The sequence below is a fragment of the Nonomuraea sp. NPDC049655 genome, from assembly GCF_044465465.1.
GTDB lineage: Bacteria > Actinomycetota > Actinomycetes > Streptosporangiales > Streptosporangiaceae > Nonomuraea.
This window is the reverse complement of record NZ_JBITLS010000002.1, coordinates 775,009-786,869: the sequence shown is the minus strand read 5'-3', so window position 1 is coordinate 786,869 and position 11,861 is coordinate 775,009. Positions and strand designations below refer to the sequence as shown.

Below are 11,861 nucleotides of genomic sequence, written 5' to 3'. Positions count from 1 at the left end.
GTCAGAACCTAAGGAATCCCGAAATGTCAGAAGAAATTTCCATCATCGGTCTCGGCCTCATGGGCGCGGCGCTCGCCGGCAGCCTGCTGGACGCCGGTCACCGCGTCACCGTGTGGAACCGTTCGGCGGACAAGGCCGAACCCCTGGTCGCCAGGGGCGCCACCCGCGCCGGGACGGTGGCGGAGGCGGTCGCGGCCGGCCCGCTGGTGATCGTCTGCGTGCTCGACTACCCGGCCGTGTACGAGCTGCTGGCCGACGTCCCGCTGACGGGCCGCGTCGTGGCGAACCTGACCACGGGCCGGCCCGTCGAGGCCCGCGAGGCGGCCGAATGGGTGGCCGCACGCGGCGGCGACTACGTGGACGGCGGCATCATGGCCGTGCCCCAGATGATCGGCCGGCCCGGCGCGCTCGTGCTCTACAGCGGTTCGCAGGCGGCCTTCGAGCGCTTCGAGGACGCGTTCCGCGCGATGGCCGAGCCGCGTTTCGTCGGCTCCGACCCCGGGATGGCCCCGCTCCTCGACCTGGCCATGCTCACCGGCATGTACGGCCAGATCGCCGGCTTCCTGGAGGCGGCCGCGCTCGTCGACTCGGCCGGCTACTCGTTGACCGACTTCACCAGCACCCTCCTGGTCCCGTGGCTCAACGCGATGGCCGCCCTGCAACCGGAGTGGGTCAAGTCCGTCGAGTCGCGCGACTACACGACCTCGGTGTCGAACCTGGAGATCAACAGGTCCGGCCTGGAGAACCTGGTGCGCGCCTTCCGGGAGCAGCAGGTCAAGCCCGATCTCCTGCTGCCGCTGAAGGCGATCATCGACCAGCGCACCGCCCGCGGCCACGGCGCCGAGGGCCTGCCCGGCCTGGTCGAAGAGCTGCGCTGACCCCCGGGCCGCCCACGGTGGGCCCGGCCAGGTCAGGCGGGGGCGGGGTCCGCCGGTCAGGCGCGGCGGGGTCCGCCGGTCAGGCGGGGCGGGGGTGGAAGGCGGCCAGCGGGATGGAGACCCACGACGGGCGGTTGCGGGCCTCGTAGACCACCTCGTACACCGCCTTGGACAGCTCGAACGCCCGCAGCAGCGCCGCGTCCCCGACCGTGATCATGCCGCCGCCCTCGCGGTAGCCGTCCAGGAAGGCGGTGCGGTTGCGGTCGGCCCAGGCCTCGGCCCGGGGCTGGAGTTCGGCGGCCTGCGGGTGGTCGGCCAGCAGGTGCCTGGCCGCGTAGTCGAACGAGCGCAGCATCCCGGCCACGTCCCGCAGCGGCGACGACAGCGCCCGGCGCTCGGCCAGCGGCTGCCCCGGCTCGCCCTCGAAGTCGAGCACCACCCAGTCGGTGGGCGTGCGCATCACCTGGCCCAGGTGGTAATCCCCGTGAACACGCTGCACGGGCACTTCCCTGGTGAGCAGTTCCACCTGGTGGTAGGCGTCCTCCAGGGCCGCCATGTGCCGCCGCAGCTCGGGCACCTCGGCCATGGCCCGTCCGAGCTGTCGCCGGAACCCCTCGGCCATGCGTTTGACCTCGGGAATCTCGACCAGGTCCGTGGGGAACGCCGCGGCCAGCTCGTGGTGGACACGGGCGGTGGCGACGCCCAGCCGTACGGACTCGGCCGCGAAGTCGCCGCCCGCCTCGGCGGCGGTGACCCCCGGCAGCGAGGCGTACAGGTCGCGGACGCTGGTCAGCGCGAGGTCCCAGCCGTCGTTGGCGTTGGACAGGTACTCCTGCATGAAGGCGAGCGTGGTGTCCGTGCCGTCCACGTCGGCCTCGATCCACCCGTACGGCTGGGCGATGTTCGGCGCGCTCCGGACGGCCAGGGCGCTGATGATCTCCAGCTCCGGATTGACGCCCGGGACGAGCCGGCGGAACAGCTTGCAGATGTAGGAGTCGCCGTACACGAGCGAGGTGTTCGACTGCTCGGCCCCCAGCACCAGGCTGCGCTGGGAGGTGTCGATGACGACGCCGGGCGCGTGCCGCATGCGCAGCCCGCTGCGGGTCTCGTCGCCCGCCATGCCCTCCAGCAGCCAGCTCATGGCGTCGGCGTCATGGACGGCGTCATAGAAGTAGGCGTCGCCGAGGCTGCCGACGAGGGCGTGGTTGAGCCGGTCGGGCAGGTCGTGCCGCTCGCCCAGGAAGACCTGGTACCGGTCCCGCGCGCCCTCCTGCCAGACGGCCACGATCAGGTGCCGGAGCCCTGGCCTCAGCAGGACGTCCGACTCGATCGACAGATCGTCGATCGGGCGCCCCTTGCCGCCGAACCATCGTTGGCGGCCGATCCATGCGGCAAGGAGCTCCTCTATCACGCCCTACTCCTCCTGGGTGTGTGCCGGTGGGAGTGTGAACCAATAGAACCCATGCCCGGGAAGCGTCAAAAGATACGGTAGTTCGCCAATTGCCGGGAATGGGACCCCTCCCATGGTTTCCACGGGGGAGACGCCGACGAATCTGCGCAGGTCAAGCTCGACCGGTTGCGGGAAGCGCGACAGGTTGTTGACGCACAACATCCGGTCGTCGCCCAGCTCCCGGACGAACGCGAGCACGCTGGGGTTGGAGGAGTTGAGCTCGGCGAACTCGCCGAGCCCGAAGACGGGGTGACGTTTGCGGATCTCGATCATCCGCTTGGTCCAGTGGAGCAGCGAGCCCGCGTTCTTCTGGTGGGCCTCGACGTTGATCGCCTGGTAGCCGTAGATCGGGTCCATGATCACGGGCAGGTAGAGCCGCCCGGGGTCGCAGTCGGAGAACCCGGCGTTGCGGTCGGGGTCCCACTGCATCGGGGTACGGACGCCGTCGCGGTCGCCGAGCCAGATGTTGTCGCCCATGCCGATCTCGTCGCCGTAGTAGAGCACGGGAGAGCCCGGCAGCGACAGGAGCAGCGCGGTGAACAGCTCGATCTGGTTGCGGTCGTTCTCCAGCAGGGGAGCCAGCCGCCGGCGGATGCCGACATTCGCCCGCATACGCGGATCTTTGGCGTACTCCGTGTACATGTAGTCGCGTTCTTCGTCGGTCACCATTTCGAGCGTCAGCTCATCATGGTTCCGCAGGAAAATCCCCCACTGGCAATGTTCCGGAATTTTCGGCGTTTGTGCCAAAATTTCGGAAATTGGGTAGCGGGACTCTCGGCGGACCGCCATGAAAATGCGGGGCATGAGCGGGAAATGGAAGGCCATGTGGCATTCGTCCCCGCCGCCTACCGGATCGCCGAAATATTCCACCACGTCCGAAGGCCACTGATTCGCCTCGGCGAGCAGCACCCGGTCCGGGAAGAGCCGGTCGACCTCGCGCCTGATGCTCTTGAGGTATTCGTGCGTCCTGGGCAGGTTCTCGCAGTTGGTGCCCTCCTCCTCGAAGAGGTAGGGCACCGCGTCCAGGCGGAAGCCGTCGATGCCGAGGTCCAGCCAGAACCGCAGCACCTCCAGCATGGCCTCCTGCACGTCCGGGTTCTCGTAGTTGAGGTCGGGCTGGTGGTGGAAGAAGCGGTGCCAGTAGTACTGGCCGCGCACCGGGTCGTAGGTCCAGTTGGACGTCTCGGTGTCGATGAAGATGATCCGGGCGTCCTGGTACTTCTCATCGGTGTCCGACCAGACGTAGAAGTCGCCGAACGGGCCTTCCGGGTCGTGCCTGGAGGCCTGGAACCAGGGATGGGCGTCGCTGGTGTGGTTCATGACGAGGTCGGCGATCACCCGCATGCCGCGTTTGTGCGCCTCGTCGACCAGCTTCACGAAGTCTCCCAGATCCCCGAACTCGGGCAGGATCTTCATGAAGTCGGCGATGTCGTAGCCGCCGTCACGCAGCGGCGACTCGTACAGGGGCAGCAGCCAGAGGCAGTCGACGCCCAGCCACTGCAGGTAGTCGAGCTTGCTGATCAGGCCTTTGATGTCCCCGGTCCCGTCGCCGTTGGAGTCGGCGAATCCCCTGATCAGAACCTCGTAGAAGACGGCGCGCTTGTACCAGTAAGGATCGCGCGGCTTCTCCTCGTCGAAGGTGTTGGGAATGGGTGTGGAGCTCATGGGCTCCCCCAGAGGGGGCTCATGAGGAGGGCGCTTTCACACACGTTGAAGACTCCCCGCTGAATTCTGTTCTACCGTGGCGCGGCTCGTACGGTGAGAATGTGGGCAGGCTGGATGTGAGGGTCGAGACGCACATAGTTGCTCTGCCTCCAGCGGTAGGACTCGCCCGACAGCTCGTCGTCCACGACGAACTCGGCGTTCCAGTCGAGACCGATGGCGGGCAGGTCGAGATCTACCGTCGCCTCGTGGGTGTGGTGAGGATCCAGATTGACAACCGCCAGAACGACGTCGCCCAGCCCGTGCCTTCGTGTGGCCGTGTCATAGGCGCCCGGAAGCCGTTTGGAGAAGCAGACGATGTCCGGATGGTCGACCCTGTGGAACCGTAGGTTACGCAATTCCTGCAGCGCCGGATGCGCTCTTCGGAACAAATTCAGATGGGTGATGAGCGGGGCGAGGGTCCTTCCTTCGCGTTCGGCTGCCGCCCAGTCGCGTGGCTTGTACTGATATTTCTCACTATCAAGGTATTCCTCACTACCTGGGCGCACCGGAACGTTCTCGGCGAGCTCGTACCCGGAGTACACCCCCCAGGTAGGCGACGTGAGAGCCGCCAGCACGGCCCTGATCCGGAACGCCGGCACGCCGCCGTGCTGCAGGTACTCGTGCAGGATGTCCGGGGTGTTGACGAACAGGTTCGGCCGCAGGAACGCGGACGTCTCGTGCGCGAGCTCGGAGAGGTAGGTCTCGACGTCGAACTTGGAGTTCTTCCACGTGTAATACGTGTACGACTGGTGGAACCCGGCCTTGGCGAGCGTCTGGAGCATCGCGGGCCGGGTGAACGCCTCGGCCAGGAACACCACGTCCGGGTCGGTCGCGTGGATGTCGGCCAGCAGGCGCTCCCAGAACGCCACCGGCTTGGTGTGCGGGTTGTCCACCCGGAAGATCCGCACGCCGTGGTCCATCCAGTGCCGCAGCACCCGCCGGACCTCGGCGAAGATGCCCTCGGGGTCCCTGTCGAAGTTGATCGGGTAGATGTCCTGGTACTTCTTCGGCGGGTTCTCGGCGTAGGCGATCGTGCCGTCCGCTCGGATGGTGAACCACTCCGGGTGCTCCTTGACCCACGGGTGGTCGGGGGAGCACTGCAGGGCGAAGTCGAGCGCGACCTCCATGCCCAGAGCGCGGGTGCGGCTGACGAACTCGTCGAAGTCCTCAAGGGTGCCCAGGTCGGGATGGACGGCGTCGTGGCCGCCGTCCTCCGAGCCGATGGCCCACGGCGAGCCGGGCTCGTCGGGCTCGGGGCTCAGCGTGTTGTTGCGGCCCTTGCGGAAGGTCTGGCCGATGGGATGGATCGGCGGCAGGTAGACGACGTCGAAGCCCATCTTGGCGACGGCAGGCAGCCGCTTGGCCGCGGTCTCGAAGGTGCCCGACCTGGAGACGCCGGACTCGGTGACGACCGCGCCCTCGGACCTGGGGAAGAACTCGTACCAGGAGCCGTAGAGCGCCCTGCGCCGGTCGACCCTGACCTTGTACGGCTTGGCCCTGGTCACCAGCTCGCGGAACGGATGCGCCGCCAGCAGCGCGGCCGTCTCGGGGAGCTGGGCGATGGACAGCCGGGCGCGCGGGTCGAGATCCTCGTCCCGCAGCGTGGCCGCCACCGACAGCAGCGCCGCCCGGTGCCCGCACGCGCTGTCGCCGTTGCCGTTGCCCTTGCTGTTGCCCATGCCGTTCCTGGAGTGCCCGTTGCCGGGGCCGCCCTGGCCGCCGGGCGCGGGACACTCGGCCGTGCGAACGGCCTTGGCGGCCCGCTCGAACAGCCGGGCCCCCTCCTCGCACATGAGGTCGGTGTCGAGCCCACGCGGGATCTTGATCTCGGCGTCGTGCAGCCAGGTCGCGATAGGATCGCTCCACGCCTCCACGCGGAACATCCAGTCGCCCTCGGCCGGCAGGCACACGTCGACGCCCCAGCGGTCGGTGCCGGGGGCCAGCTCGCGCATGGGTTTCAGGCGGCCACGCTGTCCGTCGGGCGAGGTGAGCACCACGCCCGCGGCCACGGCGTCGTGGCCCTCTCGGAAGACGGTCGCCGAGACCTGGAAGGTCTCGCCGGCGACCGCCTTGGCGGGCCACTGCCCGCAGTCGACGACGGGGGAGATGTCCGTGATGGGAATTCGTCCGATCATCGCATTCGCAGGGTTTGCGACGGCGCGCTCGGCGCCGCCGGAGGCTTTCCGTATGTGCAAGATTTCGCAACCGCGTGGGACCGCTGGATACGGCCTACCCCGGCAGTAACGATCCTTGCACGTAAATACTGGACAGCAGCGGATAGACCTCCCGAGTGTGTTCCCGGGAGAGCCAACAAAGAGGAAAGTTGCCCCAATCGTCCGGCTTCATGCTTGTTCCGGGCTGGGGTTTGAAGGGGCTTCTTGGGGGTGAAGGACTGAGAGGTCCCTCCTAGCCCGTAGGGTGCAGAAACGTGAGAGCTATCCGCCGGTTTACCGTCCGCACCGTCCTGCCCACGGAGCTGGTCGCCCTGGGCGAGCTCGTGCACAATCTCCGCTGGTCCTGGCACCCGGAGACGCTCGACCTCTTCGCCGAGGTCGACGCGGCCCTGTGGGAACAGGTCGGGCACGATCCCGTGGCCCTGCTCGGCGCCGTCACACCGGCCCGGCTCAACGAGCTGGCCGCCGACCGCCGTTTCCTCCGCCGCCTGGCCGACGCAGCTGACGACCTGCGCGAATACATGACATCGCCGCGCTGGTACCAGACGCTGCCCGACGTCGCACGCGCCATCGCCTACTTCTCCCCCGAGTACGGCATCGCCGCCGCGATGCCCCAGTACTCGGGCGGTCTCGGCATCCTCGCCGGCGACCACCTCAAGGCGGCCAGCGACCTGGGCGTGCCGATCCTCGCGGTCGGCCTGCTCTATCGCCACGGCTACTTCACCCAGTCGCTGTCGCCCGAGGGCTGGCAGCTTGAGCACTATCCGGCGCTCGACGCCGGCGGGCTGCCGCTGACCCTGCTGAAGGACGGCGACGAACCCGTCAAGATCCGTCTCGGCCTGCCCGAGGGCCGCGTCCTGCACGCCCAGGTCTGGGTGGCGCAGGTGGGCCGGGTGCCGCTGCTGCTGCTCGACTCCGACGTGGCCGACAACGACACCGCCGCCCGCGACGTCACCGACCGCCTCTACGGCGGCGGCACCGACCACCGGCTCATGCAGGAGCTGCTGCTGGGCGTGGGCGGCGTACGCGCCATCAGGGCCTACTGCCGCATCACCGGCCACGCCGAGCCCGAGGTCTTCCACACCAACGAGGGCCACGCCGGCTTCCTCGGCCTGGAGCGCATCCGCGAGCTGACCGAGTCGCGCATGTCGTTCGACGAGGCCCTGGAGGCCGTCCGCGCCGGCACGGTGTTCACCACGCACACGCCGGTGCCCGCCGGCATCGACCGTTTCCCCTGCGACCTGATCGAACGCCACTTCGGCGGCGACTCCGCCTGGCCGACCGTGCCCGTCGAGCGCATCCTGGCCCTGGGCGCCGAGGCCGAGCCCGGCCGCTTCAACATGGCCGTCATGGGCATGCGCCTGGCCCAGCGCGTCAACGGCGTCTCCGAGCTGCACGGCGCGGTCAGCCGGGAGATGTTCAAGGACCTGTGGCCCGGCTTCGACCTCGACGAGGTGCCGATCGGCTCGATCACCAACGGCGTGCACGCGCCCACGTGGGTCGGGCGCGAGTTCATGGAGCTGGCGGGCCGCGAGCTGCCCTCGCTGATCGAGCGAGCCCGCGGCTGGGAGGGCATCCAGAAGATCTCCGACCGGGAGATCTGGGAGATCCGCGGCAAGCTGCGCAGGCGGCTGGTCGAGGGCGCGCGCGAGCGGCTGCGCAGGTCGTGGCGCGAGCGCGGCGCCTCGGTCGCCGAGCTGGGCTGGATCGACGAGGCGCTCGACCCCGACGTGCTGACGATCGGCTTCGCCCGGCGGGTGCCGTCGTACAAGCGGCTCACGCTCATGCTGCGCGACCCCAGGCGGCTGGCCCGGCTGCTGCTCGACCCGGACAAGCCGGTGCAGATCGTGATCGCCGGGAAGGCGCATCCGGCCGACGAGGGCGGCAAGAAGCTGATCCAGCAGATCGTCAAGTTCGCCGACCAGCACAACGTGCGCCACCGCATCGTCTTCCTGCCCGACTACGACATGACGCTCGGCCAGCTCATGGTCCAGGGCTGCGACGTGTGGCTGAACAACCCGCTGCGGCCGCTGGAGGCGTCCGGCACCTCGGGCATGAAGTCGGCGCTGAACGGCGGGCTCAACCTGTCGATCCGCGACGGCTGGTGGGACGAGTGGTACGACGGCACCAACGGCTGGGCCATCCCCACCGCCGACGGCGTCAGCGACCCCGACCGGCGCGACGAGCTGGAGGCCGGCGCCCTGTACGACCTGATCGAGCACGAGGTGTCCGACCGCTTCTACGACCGGCCGTTCGACGAGCTGCCGCGCAGGTGGATGGAGATGGTCAAGCACACCCTGGCCTCGCTCGGGCCCAAGGTGCTGGCCGGACGCATGCTCCGCGACTACGTCGTCGACCTCTACACCCCGGCCGCCAAGTCGGCCCGCGCGCTGTCGGCCGACAACTACGCCGCGGCCAAGGCGTTCGCGGCCTGGCGGGTGCGCGTCACGCGGGCCTGGCCGGGCGTGCGGGTCGAGCACGTCGAGGCGTCCGGCGTGGGCGACGCCCCCGAGGTGGGCGCCTCGGTCGAGCTGCGGGCCACGATCGCGCTCGGCGACCTGGAGCCGGGAGACGTGCTGGTCGAGGCCGCGTACGGCAAGGTCGGGCCGCACGACGAGCTGGTCCGGCCGCGGTACGCGCGGCTGGCCCTGGAGTCGCTGGAGGACGACGGCCACGCCCACTTCACGGGCCGGGTGCCGCTCGATCGTACGGGGGCCTTCGGATACACCGTCCGGGTTGTCCCGCATCACCCGTTCGCTGCCACTCCGGCGGAACTGGGGCTGATCGCCGTCCCGGAGGAGCCGGTGGGAATGACGAACGGTACCTTGCGCTGATATATCCGGACGAGGTCGGCCCGGTGGTCGGGCGGTGCATAATCAGGACCGTGGACGACAGCGGGAACGGCCTGCGGGCCGACAATCTGGTGGCCACGGTCCGCGGTGTCCTGCCGTCCCTGACGCCTGCCGCGCAGACCGTCGCCCGGCTCATCCTGGAGAATCCGGCGACGGTCGCGCGCAGCACCATCACGGAGCTGTCGGCCGCCTCCGGCACCAGCGAGGCCACCATCGTGCGCACCGCGCGGCTGCTCGGCTTCGCCGGATATCCCCAGCTCAGGCTGGCTCTGGCGGCGGCGGCCGCGCAGCCCGACCGGCTCGTGCCCGGCGACCTGGCGCCCGACGACCCGCTGTCGGAGGTCATCCAGAAGGTGGCCAGGGCCGAGTCGGAGGCCATCAACGACACCGTCGCCCAGCTCACCAGCGAGCGCCTGGGCCTGGTCGTCGACGCGATCGTGGGGGCCAGGCGCATCGACGCCTACGGCGTGGGCGCCTCGGGATTAGTCGCCGAGGACGTCGCCCAGAAGCTGCTGCGCATCGGCCTGTCCAGCCATGCCTTCCAGGACGCCCACCTGGCCCTGACCAGCGCCGTCCTGCTGAAGGCGGGCGACGTGGCGATCGGCATCAGCACGTCGGGGGAGACCCCCGACGTGATCGAGCCGCTGCGCCGGGCGGGCGAGGCGGGGGCCACCACGGTGGCCGTCACCAACAACCCGCGCTCGACGATCGCGGAGCTGGCCGAGCACGTGCTGATCTCGGCCGGGCGCGAGACGGAGTTCCGTCCCGGCGCCCTGGCCAGCAGGATCAGCCAGCTCCTCGTCGTCGACTGCGTGTTCGTCGGCGTCGCCCAGCGCACGTTCGACTCCTCTCAGGAGGCGCTCGCGAGCACCAGGCGCGCCGTCAAGGAGTTCACCCGGAGAACGACACCTGCACGTCGTCAGCCTTGACGTACATCACGCGGTGCCCGAACTGGATCTCCAGGTACTTCGTCTTGCCCTTGACCACCGTGTGGTCGGCCAGGTCGAACGTGACCGCCCGGTAGTACTCGGTGGCGGCCGGCCCGGCCAGCGTGTACTTCTCGCCCGCCGAGAACGTGTACTGCAGCGGCGTCACCGCCTGGTACGGAATGCCGGCCGGGTACGCCTCCTGCTCGGGGTAGGCCCGCCCGAACACCGGCACGGTCGCCCTGCCCGGCTTCGGCGTGACGACGAGCCCCATCGACGGGATCGCGGTCGGGGCGCTCGCCGGGTTGTGGAACCACGCCTTCTGGCCGAGGTACCAGATCGCCGTCCACTCGCCCTGGCGGTCGGCGACGGCGAAGCGCTGGCCGGTGCTGGCCCTGGCGCTGTGGTCGTACACGCTGTAGAGCGAGCCGCCGGTCGGGTGCTTGCCGATGTCCTTGATCAGCGGGGCGTCGTCGCGCGGCTCGGTGCGCAGCCACACGGTGCCGGCGCTGAGCGGCGGGCAGGCCGCCTCGGGGTTCTTGCGGTCGCAGCCGTAGAAGTAGGGCTTGTTGGTGGCGAAGTCCGGCTTGATCATGACCGAGCCGGCCTGCGGCCCGCCGAACTGGTGCAGCGGCGCGCCCATGAGCTGGAAGTAGTGCGCCCAGTCCCAGAACGGCCCCGGGTCCTCGTGCATGCCGCGGACCGTGCTCGGGATCGTGCCGGGGACGTTGTCGTGGCCCAGGATGTGGGCGCGGTCGAGCGGCACGCCGTGCTTGAGCGCCAGGTAGCGGACGAGCCGGGCCGACGAGCGGTACATCGCCTCGGTGTACCAGGTGCTGCCCTCGGCCAGGAAGCCTTCGTGCTCGATGCCGATGGACTTGGCGTTGATGTACCAGTTGCCGGCCTGCCAGCCGACGTCCTTGGTCTTGATGTGCTGGGCGATGTGCCCGTCACTGGAACGGACCGAGTAGTGCCAGCTCGCGCCGTAGTTCGGGTCCTGGTTGAGCTTGATCGACGGGAGGAAGTAGCCCTCCATGTCGTGGATGATGATGTAGTCGACCTTCTGGCTGACCGGCCGGTTGGCCAGGTCGTAGTGGCCGTAGTCGTCCGGCGGGAGCTCCTGGTAGGCCGAGGGGATCCACTCGCAGGAGATCGAGGCCGGGCACTCGACGCCGTCGCGCCGCGCGGGCCGCAGGCCGAGCTTCTCCAGCCACTTCTCGATCTTCTCCAGGTCCGGGACCTTGGGCAGGGTGACCTTCTGCCCGTCGTCCGTGGTGCGCTCGGCGCCCTCCTGGATGGTGGCGTAGACCTCGTCGGCGAAGAACTTGGCCGCGTCGGCCTCGTCGGCGCCGGAGTACTTGGCGACGGCGCCGTACCATTCGCCGGGGTTGGCGCTCAGGGGCGCGCCGAGGCTCTTCTGGTAGTCGGCGAGCAGCGCCGCGCCGCCGCGGATGTTGGCCGCGTCGTCGGTGCGCAGCCGCTCGTGGCTCTCGCCGGTGAGCTGCGCGGCGCGTTCCATCGTGCGCAGCGAGGCGGGGATCTCCGCCGGGGCGGGCGTCGCCGTGGGCGCGAGCGGCCTGCTCTCGTCGCCGCGGGCGTCCTCCTCGCCCTCTCCGTGGTGGTTCGAGCCGGTGTACGCGGCCGCGTCGGTCAGGTGCATCGGGCCGAACCCGGCGTCGCTCGACGGCTGGCCCGCGTGGGCGTCCCAGCGCGACTCCAGGTACGAGACGCCGAGCAGCACGCTCTGGGGGACCTTGAACTCGTCGGCCGCCGCGGCGAACGCCTGCTGCCGGTCGGCGGGCTCTTCGGCGTTGGCCGAGGGCACTTGGGTTAAGGGCAAGAAGGCGACGACGGCGATCGCCAGCGCTCTGCGCATG

General features: G+C 69.5%; 7 protein-coding genes. 3 read left to right on the top strand and 4 right to left on the bottom strand.

The features are described 5' to 3' along the window. Nucleotides 1-23 precede the first annotated feature (23 nt). On the top strand, nt 24-878 hold the full coding sequence (locus tag ACIBQ6_RS09015) for an NAD(P)-dependent oxidoreductase (protein ID WP_397210839.1): 855 nt from the start codon (nt 24-26) through the stop codon (nt 876-878). A gap of 79 nt (nt 879-957) precedes the next feature. On the opposite strand, the gene ACIBQ6_RS09010 is transcribed toward ACIBQ6_RS09015, so the two are convergent. From ACIBQ6_RS09010 to ACIBQ6_RS09000, 3 genes are all read right to left on the bottom strand, one after another. After that, nucleotides 958-2,289 carry an aminoglycoside phosphotransferase gene (locus tag ACIBQ6_RS09010; RefSeq protein ID WP_358288751.1) on the bottom strand — a complete coding sequence of 444 codons (1,332 nt, stop codon included), beginning with the start codon at nt 2,287-2,289 and terminating at the stop codon, nt 958-960. A gap of 3 nt (nt 2,290-2,292) precedes the next feature. Beyond that, nucleotides 2,293-3,993, bottom strand: a complete 1,701-nt coding sequence (gene treS, locus ACIBQ6_RS09005; RefSeq protein WP_352322061.1) for a maltose alpha-D-glucosyltransferase — start codon at nt 3,991-3,993, stop codon at nt 2,293-2,295. 71 nt (nt 3,994-4,064) lie between these two features. Continuing rightward, the gene (locus ACIBQ6_RS09000) at nt 4,065-6,167 is read right to left on the bottom strand and encodes an alpha-1,4-glucan--maltose-1-phosphate maltosyltransferase (RefSeq protein ID WP_397210837.1); all 2,103 of its coding nucleotides are present in this window, start codon (nt 6,165-6,167) and stop codon (nt 4,065-4,067) included. Nucleotides 6,168-6,460: 293 nt separating this feature from the next. Here ACIBQ6_RS09000 and glgP point away from each other — a divergent pair, with 293 nt between their 5' ends. Both glgP and ACIBQ6_RS08990 read left to right on the top strand, forming a co-directional pair. Next, the gene (gene glgP / locus ACIBQ6_RS08995) at nt 6,461-9,040 is read left to right on the top strand and encodes an alpha-glucan family phosphorylase (protein WP_358288744.1); all 2,580 of its coding nucleotides are present in this window, start codon (nt 6,461-6,463) and stop codon (nt 9,038-9,040) included. 50 nt (nt 9,041-9,090) lie between these two features. Next, the gene (locus tag ACIBQ6_RS08990; RefSeq protein WP_352352251.1) at nt 9,091-9,987 is read left to right on the top strand and encodes a MurR/RpiR family transcriptional regulator; all 897 of its coding nucleotides are present in this window, start codon (nt 9,091-9,093) and stop codon (nt 9,985-9,987) included. On the opposite strand, the gene ACIBQ6_RS08985 is transcribed toward ACIBQ6_RS08990, so the two are convergent. Beyond that, on the bottom strand, nt 9,950-11,860 hold the full coding sequence (locus ACIBQ6_RS08985; RefSeq protein WP_397210835.1) for an N-acetylmuramoyl-L-alanine amidase: 1,911 nt from the start codon (nt 11,858-11,860) through the stop codon (nt 9,950-9,952). The genes ACIBQ6_RS08990 and ACIBQ6_RS08985 overlap by 38 nt on opposite strands. Between the last annotated feature and the right edge of the window lies 1 nt (nt 11,861).